General features: G+C 45.7%; 17 protein-coding genes and 2 riboswitches. Of the genes, 5 read left to right on the top strand and 12 right to left on the bottom strand.

The window, feature by feature from the left end:
• Positions 1-258: 258 nt before the first annotated feature.
• Both upp and QUB16_RS17300 read left to right on the top strand, forming a co-directional pair.
• Positions 259-894, top strand: coding sequence for a uracil phosphoribosyltransferase (gene upp, locus QUB16_RS17305; RefSeq protein WP_333291711.1), 636 nt, complete (start codon positions 259-261; stop codon positions 892-894).
• 318 nt (positions 895-1,212) lie between these two features.
• A complete protein-coding gene (locus QUB16_RS17300; RefSeq protein WP_333317867.1) occupies positions 1,213-1,359 on the top strand; it encodes a hypothetical protein in 147 nt (48 codons plus the stop codon).
• Positions 1,360-1,790: 431 nt separating this feature from the next.
• On the opposite strand, the gene QUB16_RS17295 is transcribed toward QUB16_RS17300, so the two are convergent.
• A complete protein-coding gene (locus tag QUB16_RS17295) occupies positions 1,791-3,713 on the bottom strand; it encodes a hypothetical protein (RefSeq protein WP_333317865.1) in 1,923 nt (640 codons plus the stop codon).
• Positions 3,714-3,747: 34 nt separating this feature from the next.
• Positions 3,748-5,169: a glycosyltransferase family 4 protein gene (locus tag QUB16_RS17290; protein WP_333317863.1), complete on the bottom strand. Its 1,422-nt coding sequence runs from the start codon at positions 5,167-5,169 to the stop codon at positions 3,748-3,750.
• 76 nt (positions 5,170-5,245) lie between these two features.
• On the opposite strand from QUB16_RS17290, the gene QUB16_RS17285 reads away from it, so the two are divergent.
• Together QUB16_RS17285 and QUB16_RS17280 are read left to right on the top strand one after the other, a co-directional pair.
• Positions 5,246-5,716, top strand: coding sequence for a tetratricopeptide repeat protein (locus QUB16_RS17285; RefSeq protein ID WP_333317860.1), 471 nt, complete (start codon positions 5,246-5,248; stop codon positions 5,714-5,716).
• A gap of 204 nt (positions 5,717-5,920) precedes the next feature.
• Positions 5,921-6,898, top strand: a complete 978-nt coding sequence (locus QUB16_RS17280) for a glycosyltransferase family 2 protein (protein WP_333317876.1) — start codon at positions 5,921-5,923, stop codon at positions 6,896-6,898.
• A 56-nt stretch (positions 6,899-6,954) separates the two neighbouring features.
• Here the strand turns inward: QUB16_RS17280 and QUB16_RS17275 are convergent, their stop codons facing one another.
• Positions 6,955-7,236, bottom strand: coding sequence for an antibiotic biosynthesis monooxygenase (locus QUB16_RS17275; protein ID WP_333317858.1), 282 nt, complete (start codon positions 7,234-7,236; stop codon positions 6,955-6,957).
• A gap of 338 nt (positions 7,237-7,574) precedes the next feature.
• Between QUB16_RS17275 and QUB16_RS17270 the strand changes: the two genes are divergently transcribed.
• The gene (locus QUB16_RS17270) at positions 7,575-8,276 is read left to right on the top strand and encodes a diacylglycerol/polyprenol kinase family protein (RefSeq protein ID WP_333317856.1); all 702 of its coding nucleotides are present in this window, start codon (positions 7,575-7,577) and stop codon (positions 8,274-8,276) included.
• 160 nt (positions 8,277-8,436) lie between these two features.
• Here QUB16_RS17270 and QUB16_RS17265 read toward each other — a convergent pair whose 3' ends face one another.
• The 9 genes from QUB16_RS17265 to QUB16_RS17225 all read right to left on the bottom strand — a co-directional run bounded on the left by QUB16_RS17265 (position 8,437) and on the right by QUB16_RS17225 (position 16,905).
• Positions 8,437-9,285 carry an ABC transporter ATP-binding protein gene (locus QUB16_RS17265; protein ID WP_333317854.1) on the bottom strand — a complete coding sequence of 283 codons (849 nt, stop codon included), beginning with the start codon at positions 9,283-9,285 and terminating at the stop codon, positions 8,437-8,439.
• 136 nt (positions 9,286-9,421) lie between these two features.
• Positions 9,422-10,288, bottom strand: a complete 867-nt coding sequence (locus QUB16_RS17260) for a methyltransferase domain-containing protein (protein ID WP_333317853.1) — start codon at positions 10,286-10,288, stop codon at positions 9,422-9,424.
• Positions 10,289-10,307: 19 nt separating this feature from the next.
• Positions 10,308-10,748 carry a hypothetical protein gene (locus QUB16_RS17255; protein WP_333317851.1) on the bottom strand — a complete coding sequence of 147 codons (441 nt, stop codon included), beginning with the start codon at positions 10,746-10,748 and terminating at the stop codon, positions 10,308-10,310.
• A gap of 157 nt (positions 10,749-10,905) precedes the next feature.
• Positions 10,906-11,050, bottom strand: a riboswitch (cobalamin riboswitch).
• A gap of 38 nt (positions 11,051-11,088) precedes the next feature.
• Positions 11,089-11,667, bottom strand: a complete 579-nt coding sequence (locus QUB16_RS17250) for a Uma2 family endonuclease (protein WP_333317849.1) — start codon at positions 11,665-11,667, stop codon at positions 11,089-11,091.
• A gap of 248 nt (positions 11,668-11,915) precedes the next feature.
• Entirely contained in the window at positions 11,916-13,328 is a 1,413-nt protein-coding gene (locus QUB16_RS17245; RefSeq protein ID WP_333317847.1) for an ABC transporter substrate-binding protein, read from the bottom strand.
• Positions 13,329-13,624: 296 nt separating this feature from the next.
• Positions 13,625-14,620, bottom strand: coding sequence for a DUF2207 domain-containing protein (locus QUB16_RS17240; RefSeq protein ID WP_333317845.1), 996 nt, complete (start codon positions 14,618-14,620; stop codon positions 13,625-13,627).
• A 432-nt stretch (positions 14,621-15,052) separates the two neighbouring features.
• Complete coding sequence (gene cbiQ / locus QUB16_RS17235; RefSeq protein ID WP_333317843.1) at positions 15,053-15,853, bottom strand: cobalt ECF transporter T component CbiQ; 801 nt, start codon at positions 15,851-15,853, stop codon at positions 15,053-15,055.
• Positions 15,850-16,182 (bottom strand): energy-coupling factor ABC transporter substrate-binding protein, encoded by a 333-nt coding sequence (locus QUB16_RS17230; protein ID WP_333317841.1) that lies wholly within the window; start codon positions 16,180-16,182, stop codon positions 15,850-15,852. The genes cbiQ and QUB16_RS17230 overlap by 4 nt, the downstream gene beginning before the upstream one ends.
• 6 nt (positions 16,183-16,188) lie before the next feature.
• Complete coding sequence (locus QUB16_RS17225) at positions 16,189-16,905, bottom strand: energy-coupling factor ABC transporter permease (RefSeq protein ID WP_333317875.1); 717 nt, start codon at positions 16,903-16,905, stop codon at positions 16,189-16,191.
• 61 nt (positions 16,906-16,966) lie between these two features.
• Positions 16,967-17,113, bottom strand: a riboswitch (cobalamin riboswitch).
• Positions 17,114-17,264 lie beyond the last annotated feature (151 nt).

The following is a 17,264-nucleotide window of genomic DNA, read 5'->3' as shown; positions in this document are numbered from 1 at the left end:
TCCAAAAAGGACGGGCGGGACGCCCATCCCACAATAACAATTAAAATTGTAAGTTATTTAATTCGCGATCCTTAGTGTCGCTCTGGGCGGATGAAAGGCAATTGTCGGAGCAATTTTATTCGGGCGATATTGGTGTTTTCAATAGGGGTTTGATATAAGTAGTCCCGGACGCAGGGGCCGCAGAAACCGGGTTTTTTTGCGTCAAGAATGCCTCGATGGCTGATAAGTTAGAATAAAGCAAATTAATTATTCAAAAAAATGAGTGCTAAAGTTACTGTCATCGACCATCCTTTGATACAGCATAAGTTAACTCTCATGCGGCAAACTCAAACGAGCACGGCGAAATTTCGCCAACTGCTGAAAGAGATTGGAATGCTGCTAGCCTATGAAGTGACGCGAGATTTGCCGCTAAAATACGAACAAATAGAAACGCCGATCGCCAAAATGAATGCACCGGTGCTGGCTGCAGAAAAGAAAATTGTTATTATTTCGATTATGCGCGCCGGTCAGGGATTGTTAGATAGTATTTTAGAGCTGATTCCGTCTGCGAGGGTAGGACATATTGGTTTGTACCGCGATCCGACAACTCGGATGGCGATCGAATATTATTTCAAAGTTCCCCAGGATATCGAACAGCGAGATGTTTTAATCGTCGATCCGATGCTGGCTACTGGTAATTCAGCAGTGGCGGCAGTGGATAGGCTGAAAGAAGTTAATCCGAAGTCTATTAAATTTTTGTGCTTGCTGGCGGCACCGGAGGGAGTGGGGCACTTTCACGAACAACACCCTGACGTGCAGATTTATACGGCGGCTGTTGACGAGTGTTTGGACGAGCACGGCTATATTGTACCTGGACTGGGAGATGCGGGCGATCGACTTTACGGCACTATGTGAATTCAATAAAATTATTTTCTGCTGTATATGTCAATACATTCATTAAAAAAAAATTACTAACATAACTATTGGTTTGATAGTGCCATACAATGTAAATTGTAAAATTTTAATGTCAGGAAAAGCCTATATATAGCAAGGGTTGTAGGTTTTTTTTACATTAAATTCGTAAATTGCATTATCTCAATGTATTTACTGCATCTTATGGGTAAAATCTCTGCCTTTAGTGTAATTAATTGCCAACGGTTAGTTCATAAAATAGATGTATGATCCTAACCGTTTGCGATCGACTACTAACAATTCTTGGACGAGGAAAAAAGAATGGAGACTACAGCACAGAAAGAAGCCCCAACTCACCCTGTTGAGGAAGTGAAAATTCAGAATATCAACAGTTTGGAGTTTGAGCTTTGGGCTAAGGCCGTGAAACGGCAGATGATTGCAGCACTCTCTAAAAAGGGCGCGATTTGATATCTCTGGGTTTTTTGTGCACAGGTTGTGTTAATTAATTAAATTAACAAAATTATTGTCTGCATTGTTGTCCGAGTTCGAGAGGAGTAAGGGGAAGAGTTTTGAGATTGCGCTGCTTTCGTAGTTGCGGGAGGGGCAAAAGAAAGAATTTTCCTTTTTCCTAGTTTTGGACGTACAGGTGGAAGGAAGCCGGGTTTTTTTACGAGAATACTTCTGTTGCGATCGGCAGAAATGGTAAAAAACCCCGGTTTCTTTGTGTCATATCATGTCCGATCGAGTGACCGCGATTAAAAGGGCGGGTTTTTGAGATTGTCAATTATTGGCAGATATTTTTCGTGAGGGGAGCCCCTACCGTATTATGGGTAATCGACCGGACATAATATCAAGAGTGCCTCCCGGACTGTTCTATCTGCCGAAGGCTTTCTGTCAGATTACGATCGCTTGTCAACCGCCGCCAGCAAGCGCAGACTTCCATCTTGAACCTGCACTGCTTTCACCGTTCCCACAGCAACTCTTTGTTGACCGTTAGCCATCGCTACCTCAATCTTAATCTTGGGGTCAGCCTGCAATCCCAGCCGCCCCCACAGCCACTTGACTTGAGTAGCAGGAAAAGAGCTCACTTCTACATCAGAAAAAGGCGAATTAACCCAGCGGCTACCGTCGTAAAAACTCGCTACCTGCACCTGATACCAAACTTGTTCTCCGGCCAATTTTAACTCGTTTTTTGGGTCGGGTTCCAGCCACTCAGCGGGATTGACACTGTTAATTAAAGTAGCAGAACCCATAATTTGACTCTTGTGGTCTTCTAGATTTTCAGCCTGAGAAACTGCTTCCTCAAGTTTGTTGACCAAATTCCGAATTCGACTTCTGGTTTCGCTGTCAGTATCTGATTGCTGGTCGAGCCAATTCATCGCCTCGCGAGTTCCGTCTTGAGAAGCTACAATCAGGGCGCCCCAAGCCTTGACATCGGCGTCAGCGGCATTCACTCTCAAGGCGGCGTCTATGCGGTTCCAGATCCGCCCGCTGTCATTTTTGAGGGTTGTGGCTATTTCGTGACTGTTACTCGGATCGGCTTCAAATACTTGCAAAGCTTCGGTCCAGCGGCCGTCGATCAATTCTGCGAGAACTTGTTGACCGGGACTGGCCCAAGATGCGATCGCCTGAGCCCGAGTAATTTTAGCGTGAAATTCGATCGTTTCTAGCTGAGCTTGCGCGACTGCAGGCCAATTTTTGCCAGCTTTCCCCTTCGCCACACGCATAACATTTAATGCTGGAGACCACAGCCCGCTTTTCGCCAGTCGCAGCCCATTTTTGTAAGTCTCGTCATTGAAGGCAAATTCTTCTAAAGAAATCGCCGTTAACTGAACTGGGTTCGGCAAAAATTTGCGCGGGCCAATTTGATAAAGGGTAAATTGCGGCTCTAAACCAACTGTTTGGTCGATCGCCAACTGCGGGTTTTCGCCCTTAACAATTTGCTGCCAATTCGGCGCTTGTCCGGCCGCACTCGCCCAATCCAACAGCGACATTAAATGATTTTGGCTGGGGTTGTAGCGAACGACTTGTCCGTAGGGAATTTTCTTGTCGCCCCGCATTAGTTGACCGCTGACATTAAACCAAATGCCGGAGGCGGGGGGCTTTCCGTCAAAGCGGCGCAGTTCTGTTAGGGGTAACGACTGATTCGAGGCTTGATTGTCAGATGTAGAGTCAGCTAAAGAAGCAATGACAAAAGATTCCGCAGGGCCTTCTACATTCACAGAACTTGCTAACTGAAAATACTGCTCTTTATCGGAACTGCGATCGGGAAGCTGCACCCGCTTGTACACCCGAAGTTCGACAATTTGACGGCAAGGATTTTTGCAAACAGTAGAAGCCTTAACAGTTCTTTCTACCATCACCGGCAATAGCAAATCGGAAATAGAATTATCGCGGGCTCGATCGACGGGAAGTGGCAGGGGTTCTCCGGTTACGAATCCCAATTTGCGGACGCTGGCTTTGATTTGATCGAGAGTTTGGATCGAATCTCTGCTACCTGTAGGCAGGCGCGACCATTCCGGTACAAACTCAGAGATCAACCTGTTGCCATTGGGATCGACAATTAGCTGATAACTCAGCCAAGCGCCGCCTCCCATCAAAGCTGCACAGCCACACAAGACGCTGAGGGCTGTCAAATTAGTTATCAGTCTTTTCCAGGGATATCTGGCGCGAGTTCGGGGAGTAGCTATTAGAAGCTGGGACTCTTGAAGATTTTTGGGGCGTCGGGTTTGGCGCCGCCGTCTTGTCGGAGGAGGAGCAACTTTTCGATTTTCTGGGGGTTTGGCTCGATTTTTTGAGGGGTTAATTTTGTGTTCCATCATGCCATTTTAGAATTTAGATTTTAGAATTTAGAGTTTAAAATTGCAATAGCCGATCGTACTGCCGACCTATGATATCCCAGGTGTATTGGCTTTCAACGAGCGATCGCGCGTTGACAGAGAGCTCCCGTCTTAGCTGCTGATTTTCAAACAAACTGGCGATCGCCTCAACATACTCCTGAACTTTGTTCGCCCGCAAGGCCCTTCTCGGTTGTGGGCCGCCATCGACGGCTAAACCCTCCAAACCTCGATCGCTAGCAACCACGGGAGTTCCCGCAGCCATCGCCTCCAAAGTTTTATTTTTAATCCCAAAACCAATCCGCATCGGCACCACACAAACAGCAGCTTGATGCAAATATTCTGCCACCCTTTGCACCCGACCTACTACTTGAATTCCGGGAAGTTCCCCCAAGGCGAGCACTTCCGGGACTGGCGAAGCCCCTACTAGGGTGAGGGTAGCATCCCGATAGCGCTGCTGCAAAGGCGGCAGTATTTGCAAACTCAGAAACCGCGCCGCGTCAATATTCGGCAAATTGTTCATTGCGCCTGCAAAAATTAAGGTGTGTCCTCCCGGATCGATCGACCGGTACGGAAATTGAGTTAAATCCACGCCGTTAGGAATTACATCTATGGGAGGTACAAAAAAATCTTGTTTTCCTCGCCCTCGAACCGGAGGCGACAGCAATTCTAGGAGTTGCTCTCTGTCTGTGGAGGTTGTCGCAACAATGCGGGAGAATTTGGAACAGTAGCGTTTTTCGTAGCGGGCGAGTAGCGGTAAATTTAGTCGATCGCGCAGGGGTTTTTCCGAGGTGCCGGTTGCTAACATTTCCCTGCAAGTTCCCCAAACGGAACTGTGAATGTTTGCCACTGTCAGCAGTTTTTGCCGCCATTCTGGACGCACGTAAATCTCGTTAACGCTGTGTTCGCAGGTGACAACATCGCATTTGCCTGCTGTTACCAATTCGTCTGCCCAATTCTGCATTGCTTGGGAGTAGCTTGAGAGTACGTTGGGAGGTGTTCCCGACTGCAAAAATCGACCGAATCTGTGGAATTTTCCTATTATTTCAGAGAACCCCCCCTCAGTCCCCCCTTTGTTAAGGGGGGGAGGCAAGAAGCCCTCCTCAAGCCCCTGGTTAAGGGCAGGAAATAACCCCCCCTCAGTCCCCCCCTTAACAAGGGGGGGAGGTAAGAATCCTTCCTCAGTCTCCTGGTGGAGTCTTAGCCCCCCCTTAGCAAGGGGGGGTTGGGGGGGTACTTGCGGGTTGGGAAAAACTGCTAATTCTGTGACTTGCTGGCGCAATGCGTCGATTTGTGCGTCGGTGACATCGGGCGATCGTACAGTGCCGAGAATTACCTCATGCCGCCGGCTCAAGTATTGTAATAAATTAAACGTCCTTACCTGAGTTCCTCCGCGGCTGGGCGGATAGGGAAAAGTCGAGGAAAGCATCAAAATCTTCATGGGATGTGAAATAAATAAAGTTGCCGCTTGCGCGATAAAATTGATTGATAAAATCTTTTTAACAATCTTCGCACCTATGGACGAATTATCTGTTAAGGCGCTGCTGGAAGACTTGAAAAAGTCCGACGAAAGCGTGCGCGATCGGGCAACTACTGAACTCTGGCACACTTGGTTTAACCAGAAAGGTGACTATGGGATGCAAATTCTCAGGCGATCGCAAGTTTCGCTGGATGCAGGCGATGTTCACCACGCTTTGGATTTGCTGACGAAATTGATTGCGGAAGCGCCGGATTTTGCGGAAGCTTGGAACCGACGCGCCGTACTTCACTATACCCAAGGAAATTATAAAAAGTCGATCGACGACTGCGAAATTGTCCTCAAACTGAACCCGGTGCATTTTGGGGCGTTGCACGGTCTGGGTTTGTGCTACGCTGCCTTGGGAGAATACCTAAATGCTATTCAAGCTTTTCGTCGCGCTTTGGAAATTCAACCGTTTGCTTTGGTGAATCAAAAGTTAATTCTTGAATGTACGGCTCGTTTGAGTTAAAATTAATTTTCCTGGCCTGAAAAGTGTTAATGCCAAATTATAAGCTGCTACGCATTTAAATTGAATCCAGATCAGGGTTCTGGGGCCCTTTCCACAATAAGTGTAGAAAAAATGACTGTCAAATTAGATGCACAACAGCTTAGTCACTTTTTAGCAATCTAAAATCTAAAATCTAAAATCTAAAATCTAAAATTGTCTAAGTTAGTGCCGAAAATTAGCGTTTGCATTCCTACTTACAATCGAGTGCATCTGCTGGCTTGTGCGATCGCCAGCGTGCTAGATCAAACTTATACAGATTTTGAATTAATTATCTGTGATGACGGTTCCACTGACAGCACTCCTCTGTTGATGTCGGAATTTGTCGTAGCTTGCGGGGCGGGACGCCATCGCGGGATTCGCTACATTCGCCACCCGCAGAATATAGGCAAGAGTAATAATATGCGATCGGGCTTTGCGGCAGCAAGGGGCAAATATTTTATCAAGTTTGACGATGACGATCGCCTGAGCGCGCAATTTCTAGAGCGGACATCTGCTATTTTAGATAAAGACCCCAGCATCGATTTTGTCAGTACCGATCACTGGGTGATCGACATTAACAACTATATTGATGAAAACCAGACGAAACTCAATTCGCAGCGGTGGGGGCGCACCGAGTTATCGGCTGGAATTATGGAAGATTTGCTATCTGCTGTTTTTCTCAGACAAAGTTTGCAAATAGGGGCGACTTTGTTTCGACGCCGCGCCTTGGAAGAAGTCGGATTTCTGCGGCCGAATTTGCAAAATTGCGAAGATAACGATTTGTTTGTGAGACTTGCGATTGCTGGCAAAAAGTGCTATTACTTGCCGGAGCTGTTGATGGAGTATCGAGTTCATGCAGGACAGCAAGGAGTCGATCGGGCAATTCCGTATTTAAGTGATAAATTGCGCTATTTGACGGGCTACGAGTTTGAGTCGGAGAAGTTGGAAACAGTCAGGCTCAAAAGGATTGCAGAAACTCAATTAGCGCTAGGTTTGCGGCTGATTGAGGTGGGTGAAACTGCAAAAGGGCGCCTGATGGTGCGGGCTGGAAAGTCTGTTTCTGCGGCGAAAATGTGGGCGGGTTTGGGATTGTCGTTGCTGCCCGTCGAGTTGCGTCCAAGGGCGTTTGAGTTCGTGCGGGAGTTGTTGAAACGGGAGTTGTAAAGGCGTAGGATTTCCACAGAATAACCGGCCGTTTCAACCGCCAAGTCTGATTACTTTCACAATACTCCTGACTCTAATTGGTCTAGATAGATAAACTCAGGAGCTTTAACTCCCGCTTCTTCTCTAATTTTAACCAGTCTAGGCGACTCAAAAAACGCCCTAGCATCTGCGATTGATGTCCACGCGGAGAAATGAACAATTTTGTTGGGTTCATTTTCATACTTCAAGACTTGATACGAACGCTCGCCCGCTTCTTTTCGGATGCTTTCAGCATTATCAAATACCTTTTTCCAAGCTTCATATTTTTCTACTTCATGAATAATTAATACATATTGCATAGCAGTCAGATTCTCTGATAATTTCAAAAATTTAAAAAATTAATTTGCTCAGACCAAATAACCTTCTATTCAAAAAGGATTAAAGAAGAGCGACTAAATTATACCTTATCTATATCAACAAAACTAACCGACGCGGGTTAAGATCGTGTTTATAGAAAACCGGGCGGTTGAAACCCCGTCTACATAAACAAAACCCGCCGATGCGGGTTCAAGATAGGTGGTTAAAATTACGTTTGACGCGGGTTATAATTATTGATTCTCTTTAGTCCGCGCAGGCGGACTTCGTTTGACAAGACGCGGTTTCAACCGCCTATTCCACTAAGTTTTCCCTAAATATCGTGTCTATATTTTCTGAAATTCCGACTGTGTGGCTGCAAATTTCCCTCGTGGGAGTCTGGCTGGGCTTGATTTTACTGGTAGCTGAGGGGTTAAATCGCTTTACTTCTGTCGATCCTGAAGTATCGCGGAAGGTTGTTCACATGGGTACTGGAAATGTGATTTTGCTGGCGTGGTGGCTGGAAATACCCGGTTGGGTGGGGATTTCGGCGGGAATTTTAGCAGGCGCGATCGCCCTAATTTCTTATCAAGTTCCGATTTTGCCCAGTCTCAACAGTATCAATCGGAAGAGTTGGGGGACTTTTTTCTATGCTGTTAGTATCAGCGTTCTCGTAGCTTGGTTTTGGCCGCTGCAACGTCAGGAATACGCTGCGTTGGGCATTTTAGTGATGACTTGGGGCGACGGATTGGCTGCTGTCATCGGTCAGAAATACGGCAAACATATTTATCGAGTTTGGGGAATGCAGAAGAGTTGGGAAGGTTCTGGAACTATGTATTTGGTGAGTTTTGCTGTTAGCAGTTTGATTTTGCTGGCGGTTCAAGGCGCAGTTTGGCAAACTTGGGCGGTGTCGGCTGTTGTAGCTTTGGTTGCTGCTACTTTGGAGTCGGTTTCTAAGCTGGGAATTGACAATCTGACTGTGCCCATTGGCAGTGGGGCGATCGCCTTTTTCCTCAATCAATTTTTGATGATTGGTAATGTGTAATCTGAACTTCCCCCCCCCGCCGGCGGCGTTGCTGGATACAGGTATGAATTCAAGATTTCGCAATTGCTATAAGCCAAGTATGGTGAGTTTTGTAACTTCAAGCCACAAGGTAATTCCTACAGTGAATCAGCAACGCCAATTATCAATTGTCTAAGTTCCGTTAAAGCAGGCGACGTGCTTGTAAAATTTGTTGTTGCCATTGCTCGAAAGCGGGGATTTTTGAGCGATCGTCTGTGGGAAACATCGCCCTTATTTGCTCAATTAGCTCGATCGCCAGCGGTACGCCAAGCTGCAATTGTTCCAACACATCCCGCTGAGCAAAAACGCTTTCCGGTGTTCCTTCTAAAATCAATTTTCCTCGATCCATTACAAACACCCAATCTGCCCAGCGGTAGATGAAATCGAGGTCGTGACTTGCTAAAAGGATAGTGGTTCCGGCGCTGTGAATTTGTTGAAGTAAACCGATCAGTTGTCGGGTGTGACGCGGATCGAGATAGGCGGTAGGTTCATCTAACAGCAGCAGTTTGGGCTCCAGAACCATGATATCGGCGATGGAAACCCGCTTTTTCTGGCCCAAACTGAGATTGTGAATTGGTTCGCGGGCGAGTTCGCTTAGATCGAATTGCTCGATCGCCTGCTGCACCTGTTGAGCAATTTCGGATTCTCTCAAGCCTAAATTGTACAATCCATAGGAAATATCTTCTTCTACCGTCGAAGCTACTAATTGATGTTCGGGATTTTGAAAGACGAGTCCGATTTGTTGGCGCAGTTGCATCAAAGATTTGCGATCGTAGCGAAAGGGTTCACCTTGCCAGCTAATGATTCCCTGTTGCGGTTGATATAAGCCATTTGCTAACAGGAAAAAGGTAGTTTTGCCGCAGCCATTTTGACCGATCAGCCCGCAGCGTTTTCCAGCGGGGACTTTGAGGTTTAAATCATGAATTGCCGATCGCGAACCGCAGGGATAGGAGTAGGAAGTGCCAGCGAATTCGAGAATCCATTCAGACATATTCGTTATTTTTTATTTTTTATAGCCTTGTTCCCAGGCTCGGCCTGGGAATAAATACCCGGAGGCTATGCCTCCAATTACCGATTACCGATGAATGATTACCAATTACCGATTACCGATTTCCCTTGTATTTGTGTCAGCCTCGATCGGATTTTGACAACTGCCAAAGTTGCATTTCATAACAGAGATGTTTCTCAAAAAGTTGGCCAGCCTCCAATCCTTCAACCACCAGCTTCTTGAACCAGCGACGAAATATCCAGCGCAGGAATTTGTGGACGGGCGGAACTGCGATCGCAATTAAATCTGCAACATAGAGCATTGTATTTAGTCCATATCGGCGGAAAGTATCGACATACAAATCGATTGTTGGCAAAATATGGGCGGAAATATCCTCTGTTTTTACTAAAGTGAATCCAGCCTGCTTTAAGGCTGCATGAAGTTCCGTAACAACATGACAATTAGAGAACATTCCCTCTTTATAATTAGCATCAGATCGCAGCATATCAGCCAGCAAAACGTAACCGCCCTGATTGAGGATTTTAGCGGCACCGTTAGCAATATCAACAGCCGACATATACTGGCTACTTTCGCTAAAGAGAATAAGATCGTAGAAATGGGTTGCTTTGAAGTCTTCAAACCTCGTGAGGTGGAAGATTGCCCGATCGCCCGTACACTTAAGAAAGCGCTGTTGTTGGAAAGGATCGGGTGCGAGCCCTTCGACTGCAAAACCTCGATCGAGCAAATAAGCCGCATTTCCGCCAATCCCGCAGCCCACATCGAGTATCGTATGAGTGCCCTTGGGGATAGCATCCAACAGTTTTACAGTATAAGCTTGCTGAGCGAGGCGCAATCGTGCGATCGTTAGTTCATCAGCGGGCACAGGTAGAGTTTCCCAATAGCCGTAGTGAAGGTAGGGCGAATCTGTCAGGCCCAAATAGTAATTAAGCGCTGCATTTTGGTAGCGAGTCACCTTGGAAATTTCGATGGATTTTGGCTGCGACATTCGGAAAATTTAGTAAGTTTTAGGATTTCGGGCAGAGTTGAAATTCTTCCCAGCGCTTGCATACTTGTTCATAGCACTCAACAGGAGAAATTGCCAAGTTTTGCAACAAATTGATATCAATCTGACCGTTGGCGATCGACAAAAATATAATTGCTGTCTTGGGTTCGTAGCTATCAATGATAGAGAGCAGATTTGAAACAGTGTTTTCCTCTATTTCTCGTTGTTGCAAATAAACGGTTGCCTCCAAGTCGGAAATAAATTGCAGCTCATACTTTATAGTATCTACGCTCCAATTCACAGAACCGTTAATGGGAGTATTGATTTTGCAAGCAACCAAGCCTCGTCCTCGATGCAAAAAGCCATTCCAAGCAGTATGTCCGATCGACAAAATATTCTGGTGAATAAACAAGTTTTGCCAGTAGCCAAAACTACCCTGCCAAACACTATCTTCAATTCGCATTTCTTTTCCACTAAAATAATATAAGCTTCAGAGCACAGATCGAATTACATCAGCGTTCATCTGTGTTTATCTGCTGATATCTGCGGTTAAAAAAGCCCAATGCAATAATTAAAAAAATAATAAACTCACCATCACCCATACCTCGCAGATGAAAAACATGATTGTAAACAAATCGGCGGGCATCCTGACTCAGAGATGCAACGATCTCATTACAGTTGCGGGACAGCGCCGGATTCGCACCGAACTTTCCCCCTTGCGTCTGATGTGTGTTTTTCATCAGAGCCGATCGATCTACGGGAATATTACCACTATTTGGAAAATTTGACAAAAAACCGTCCGCCTATTCACCCAACTCAATATTTTCATACAAATCGGCAAGCGAAATTTCCACAGCAACAGATGTTAAACTGAGCCGATCGCCCATACAGCTATATTCCGAAAAAATCCACTTATTCGCTTCAGTTTTAGAATATTGCTCGACCTGTAGCCGATACTGGTCGATTAATAAATACTCCTGAAAACTAGGAATACTGCGATAGGCAGCAAACTTTTCATCGCGGTCATAAGCTTTAGTACCTTTAGACAGCACCTCAGCAATTAGCAGCGGATTGGTAATTGTATCCGTCCGTCCAGATTGCAGCTCGATCGGGCGGGCTACCACCATCACATCCGGGTAAGTATAATTATTAAGCTGCGGAACCCAAAGCCGCTGATCCGATGCAAAAATACTGTAAGGTTTACCCTTAAGACTCACCCTCAAAATAGCATTTAAGATGCTCGTAATTTCATTGTGATCCGGTGTGCCGCCAGCCATCAGAACAATCTCCCCATTGATAAATTCATGCCGATCATGAGAATTGATTTCTAATTCTAGATATTCCTCAGCGGTGTAGGTTTTGGTTTCAACTTGCGCGATCATACACAACGCTCTCCTTTAATCTACTCATTTCAGTTTATCTTAAAACTTCTGCTAATTCAACAGAAAAGGAGAATTTAATCATGCTAAGAAACAGGCAAGATGCCTGTTCCACAAAGAGGGAATTTTATTGTGGGGCGTGAGTTTGGCATCAAGAACAGGCAAGATGCCTGTTCCACAAAGATTGAATTTTCTTATGGGGAGTAGGGGTTGGGCCGAAGAGCCCGCCCGTGCGATCGCACTTAACAAACTTACCGCAGCGGGACAAAGTTATAGCCAGTGCTTCCTCCTTGTTTAACTTGCACTAAAATCGGCTTACCAGCCCGATCGCCCGTGGGCAAAAACTTCACATCCTCGCTCGATCCTGCTGTCGAAAAACTCGCATTTCTGAGTGCTTGTTGCAATCCTTCCCGCGTATTGCTTTGCCGCAAGCCAGCGATGACAGCTTGAGTCGCGTCAAAACTCGTTGCTGTTCGCCAATTCACAATGCCTCCCCAACGCTGGCGGGCATTTTCTGGGAAACGGCTACCGGGATTAGTGTCAGGATGCCAGGGAACGGGCAAAACAAGCCCGTCAACGTCTTTTTGTCCGTCTTTTAAAGTTTGAAAGGTGTAGAGCGTAGTGCTGCCGTAGAGTGGCAATTTGCCTCGATTGATGCGAGCCAGAGAGATGGCACGGTCAATGCGATCGATGTGGGGCGCTACCATCAATCCTTGTGCACCTTTGCTGACAGCATCGGCGATCGCACTTTCGGGATTAAAAGAGGGTAATGAAAAGTCGCAAACAGTGGGAACTAATTTGCCGCCAGCAGCAGTAAGAGATGCCACAAATTCATCTTTAAATGATATGTTATCGGGTGCTTGGGAGTCATAACAAATGGCAATATTAGTTTTGCCTGCTGTTTTGACTGCATATTCTGCTAAGGGAGCTGCCATTAAGCTAATATTGGGTACTGTCCGAAAGATGTAGCTGCCAAATCCTGATAGATTATTGGCAAAGCTCGTCGGTGTCACCATTACCAGTTTTTCTTGCTGATAGATCGGAGCAGCTTCGAGAGATGCGTTGCTAGCATTGTGTCCAATTACTGCCAGTATACTCGAATCTTTTGTCAATGTCCTTGCAACATCTCTGACCACTTCTGGACTATTGTCATCGTTGACAATTTCTACTTGCAGTTTTGCGCCGTTTATGCCACCGCTATTATTGATTTCCTCCTGAGCTTGGGCGACACCTCGGAGGATTTCTTGGGCAACATTGGGGTTGCTACCAATGGGGACGCTGACAGCAATTTTCAAGGAAGAACCATTGCTGGCGGTGGCATTATTCAAATAGATAATGGTTTCCGGGTCGTTGCGATTTTGTTGCAGCGATTTCTGAAAATATTGGGCGGCCGCTTGGTAATTTCCCTCAGCAAAAGCTTGAACTCCTGCTTGTTTGTCAGGTGTTGCGTAGGATGTCAGCAATATCTGATTTCCCAAACTGATGCGATTTGCGATCGCTCCGGGTGCGATCGTTGTCGGTGTAGATGTAGATGTAGGTGTATTTGAAGTTTTAGCTTTCAATAAACCGGGAAGGAACTTGTATGCGCCAAACCCAATTAAGCCGATGGCAATAATAAAAACAATGGGCGGTGGGCTGTTTTTTTTGTTAGTATCTTGATACATGATTTTTTCTCTTTATTTTGATACTGTTATTATTCATTCAATTACTGTTTACGTCAATTCATATAATTCATTAATTAAGTTCATAAAAGTCATATTTGTAATAGCTGTTGCAGGAAGTGCGATCGCCCTTATTCAAATCCGGCCCGCTAAACTAACGAGAATACGAGAATTATCAACAATATTTCTGGACGCGCGGGCGATCGGAAACCGGGTTTTTGGCGAGAATACTTGGTTACAACCCGCAGATTCAGTAAAAACCCGGTTTCTTTGCTTGTGATGCGTAACTCCCCTTGATATTAACCACCGCCACCGCCACCACCGCCACCGCCACCGCCACCACCGCCGCCACCGCCACCGCCACCACCACCGCCGCCACTATCATTGCTAATTACTGGAATTGTTTCTTCGTACTCTTTATGGTAAGAGCAGTTTCGACAATTGTGGGTAACTTTCTGCTTTCCTGAACTGCTAGTAGTTGCATAAATCAAAATTTGATGAGTCTGTTCGACATTGAGCGTTTTGCACTCAGGACAGTATCGGTCTTTAATGAATTTGATAATTCCTATAAGAGGGATTGACAAAAAAACCATTAGCGCAATAATTCCTCCCTGTTCGCTGGAAGAGTCTCCTCCTCCCGAAGTAGATTGATATTGACCACCACTTTGTTGCCAAGCAGCTTGAGGTATATTCAGAATCGCCTGGGGAAATGCGATTTGCACTTCTAATTCTTGTTCCGGTGGAATAGGCTGACTTGCCACAATTTCAAATGTTTTCGGATTTACTTGACGAGGAACTGCTGCTGCACCAAAATTCGTAAAGGAGAGAACTTTCCCTGACAAAGCTTCTGGTAATTGCACCGTAACTTTTCCGCTATTAATCGGCGCTTTCCGACCCGCTGCAATGGCTTTCCAATAAACTAAAGTATTTCCACCTTCTAGCTGCAATCCACCTACTACCCGATATTTGATGACAAAAATATGTGAGTCTGGCGGCTTTAATTCATGTTGCCAACGAATCCAAAGTTGATTGTTTTCAGTTCCCGTGGTACTGGGAATTATGTGATTATTTTCAGCAACGGTCACATCTTTAATTTCATCGACCTTATCTAAGGGAATATAGCGATATCGTTCATTGTTGTAGGCTGCTGTGAATACATATTTTTGCGTTTCAGTAACTAACATATCTCCGTTTGTCTGAACGTCGATTGTGACGTTGATGTTATCCCAGTAAAACGGTAGTTGTTGGGCGGCTGCATGAGTGACTGTGACTAGAAAGACGGTCAAGGAGGTCATTAAGAAAAAAACTATTTTCTTGAAAAGTCGTTGATTTATCATATAATTTGTACGGAACAACTGTTGATTACAATTATTCAACAGGTTTCTTTTAAGGTCAATTCATTAAATTCATTAATTATGTTCATAAAAGTCATAGGTTTAGTCCCGTAGTCGGACAATCGAGTAGTTCAATAGTCCGACAGGGAATGAATTCCCTGTCTCAAAGCTAAAGTCCTCTGAAGAGGACTGAAGAAAGTAGGACTTACGCAAAAAGAACCCGTTTCTTCCAAAAATCGTCACTTTTGCGATAAGTATTGACCCAGAAACCGGGTTTTTAGATCCCCGTAAGTTCTGGACAGAACTCATTAGTCCTCATAGCGAGGACTTTAGCTTTGAGCCAGGGGTTTCAACCCCTGGCGGACTAATAGGCCGAGCCTGGGAACGAGTAATTTAATGTTGAAATACCGCGCTTAACAAAGTTAAAACCGTGCAACCAAACACCGCTTCCAATGTATATCTTCGCGAAGGTTTGTAAGGGTAAGAATTCCAAACTCGCAATTCTCCATTAAAGCCGCGCGACGCTAAACTCAGCGATACTTGACGGTAGTTTTCCAAAGTTCGCTGAAGCAATTGCCCGATTAAAATGCTTAAACTGTGCATTCCCCGCTTCCAAGTGCGGTAGCCACAGCGCGAGTTTTGTGCTATCCAAAGTTCATCGGCGATCGCCAATAAGCTAAAAATAAACCGATACATTAGTAATAGCAGTTCTGTGACTAACTCTGGACACCGTAATTGTCTGAGAATTTGCAAGATTTCGGTAAATGGAACCGTCAAGAGGATGAAATACATACAGCTTGTCGATGCGAAGGCGCGGGCAAATAGCAAGCTCACTTGGTATATTCCAGTGCGGCTCACATACAGATAAAAAGTGCCGATGCTAATGCCCCAACCTTGCGAAATATCCCACTGAATTTCCTGGATTTGACTTAACTCAACCGCACCCAGCGCCAAAGCAGGCAAACTTGTCAGCAAAAACATCAACGGTAGCGACAGCAACCGCAAATACAGTTTCCCCGGAATACCCGCATAGACGACGATCCAGACGGCCAACCACAGGCCGATCGACAATTGGACGATCGCCCCAGAAACTAGAGACAGAATTAAAAGGGCGATCGCAAAGGATAACTTGTGACTTGGCGGCAACCCGCGCAAGCGATTGGTATAAGCCAGACTATCAATCTGATGGTTCATTCCGACGGTTTATTATCAGACTGCTGCCGAGATTGCGATCGGCCTTTATACAACCCAATGACGTACCCAACTACGCCAGCCCCCATCGCCGCTTGAGACGCAAACAATAGACTGGAAATTTCTCCGCTAGCCGGCTCAAACAAGTGATTGAACCAAGGTTTATAACCCGGTTGAATTTCCGTAATTGCTTTCTTAGCTTGGTCATCGGCACCGCCGTATTCACCCCGCACAAAAACGAGAGGAAACGCTGCCAGAACAATCACAGCGCCAGCCAACAGCCAATTTTGCCGCGAAGTAGATTGGTGATTTTTTGTAGTTTTTTGACTCACGGCGCCTCACTCCTGTCTCAATAATTTCAAAGTTTCCAACTCCGGCTTCCCGTAAGAATGCAGCCAATTCCAGACCAAGAGAGTCAGCAATCCCTCACTGATAGCCAGGGGTACTTGAGTGATAGCAAAGATGCCAGCAAACTTGAGAAACGAAGCCATAAAACCGCCACTTGCTGCCGGAAAAGCTAACGCTAGTTGAATCGAAGTCGTTACATAAGTCAGCAAATCTGCCAAAGCCGCCGCACAAAAAATTGCCGCCCGCTGGCTACCAGTTCGCAACAGCAATTGATAGATAAAATACGCTGCAAACGGGCCGACAATCGCCATCGAAAACATATTCGCTCCCAGCGTTGTCAAGCCACCATGCGCTAACAGTAACGTTTGAAACAGCAGAACTAAAGCCCCCAGTACAGCCATCACCGAAGGGCCGAACAAAATTGCACCCAAACCTGTACCCGTCGGGTGAGAACAACTGCCCGTTACCGAGGGAATTTTTAAAGCAGAAAGCACAAAAGTAAACGCACCCGCCAAAGCAAGCAATAGTTTAAGTTCCGGGTGTTCTTTTGTAATACGAGTAATCGATCGCAAACCTACTGCAAAAAAAGGCAACGCCACAATCCACCAAAATGCAGCCCATTGCACCGGCAAAAAACCTTCCGAAATGTGCATAGCTGCGGCGGGCGTTGCCGATCCCAGGACAATATAACAACTCAAGCCAGCCATCAATCCCAAGCTGACCAATTTCCGATTTCTGGTCTTCACACTGAACCTCGCAGATGAGACTATGTAAATTAACACATCGGCGGGCATCCTGACTCAGAAAGCGACATGACTCTCATTACAGTTGCGGGACAGCGCCGGACTTGCACCGAACTTTCCCCGTTTCCTCTAACGGCTGCTCCCCATTAGAACCGACTGGTTAGACATAGTTTAGTCGATCGCGTAAGTCTCAGCAAATCTTTTACAAAAATTACTTAAGATTAACTAAGTCAAAATTACCTCTCATCTTCTCTTCTCTTCTCTTCCTTCGCATCTTCGCGGTTCGTTCCATAAATACTATTGCCAAACAAATCAAAGGTATA

Source organism: Microcoleus sp. D3_18a_C4 (genome assembly GCF_036702415.1).
Classification (GTDB): domain Bacteria; phylum Cyanobacteriota; class Cyanobacteriia; order Cyanobacteriales; family Microcoleaceae; genus Microcoleus.
The sequence above is the reverse complement of the archived record's forward strand: the minus strand, read 5'-3'. Positions and strand labels throughout refer to the sequence as shown.

Bases quoted from the DNA above. Each gene is read 5' to 3' on its own strand.
- QUB16_RS17275 (WP_333317858.1), bottom strand. From the start codon at position 7,236: ATGCAATATGTATTAATTATTCATGAAGTAGAAAAATATGAAGCTTGG.
- QUB16_RS17245 (WP_333317847.1), bottom strand. From the start codon at position 13,328: ATGTATCAAGATACTAACAAAAAAAACAGCCCACCGCCCATTGTTTTT.
- QUB16_RS17265 (WP_333317854.1), bottom strand. From the start codon at position 9,285: ATGTCTGAATGGATTCTCGAATTCGCTGGCACTTCCTACTCCTATCCC.
- QUB16_RS17255 (WP_333317851.1), bottom strand. From the start codon at position 10,748: ATGCGAATTGAAGATAGTGTTTGGCAGGGTAGTTTTGGCTACTGGCAA.
- QUB16_RS17250 (WP_333317849.1), bottom strand. From the start codon at position 11,667: ATGATCGCGCAAGTTGAAACCAAAACCTACACCGCTGAGGAATATCTA.
- upp (WP_333291711.1), top strand. From the start codon at position 259: ATGAGTGCTAAAGTTACTGTCATCGACCATCCTTTGATACAGCATAAG.
- QUB16_RS17225 (WP_333317875.1), bottom strand. From the start codon at position 16,905: ATGGCTGGCTTGAGTTGTTATATTGTCCTGGGATCGGCAACGCCCGCC.
- QUB16_RS17240 (WP_333317845.1), bottom strand. From the start codon at position 14,620: ATGACCTCCTTGACCGTCTTTCTAGTCACAGTCACTCATGCAGCCGCC.
- QUB16_RS17300 (WP_333317867.1), top strand. From the start codon at position 1,213: ATGGAGACTACAGCACAGAAAGAAGCCCCAACTCACCCTGTTGAGGAA.
- QUB16_RS17260 (WP_333317853.1), bottom strand. From the start codon at position 10,288: ATGTCGCAGCCAAAATCCATCGAAATTTCCAAGGTGACTCGCTACCAA.
- QUB16_RS17290 (WP_333317863.1), bottom strand. From the start codon at position 5,169: ATGAAGATTTTGATGCTTTCCTCGACTTTTCCCTATCCGCCCAGCCGC.
- cbiQ (WP_333317843.1), bottom strand. From the start codon at position 15,853: ATGAACCATCAGATTGATAGTCTGGCTTATACCAATCGCTTGCGCGGG.
- QUB16_RS17285 (WP_333317860.1), top strand. From the start codon at position 5,246: ATGGACGAATTATCTGTTAAGGCGCTGCTGGAAGACTTGAAAAAGTCC.
- QUB16_RS17295 (WP_333317865.1), bottom strand. From the start codon at position 3,713: ATGATGGAACACAAAATTAACCCCTCAAAAAATCGAGCCAAACCCCCA.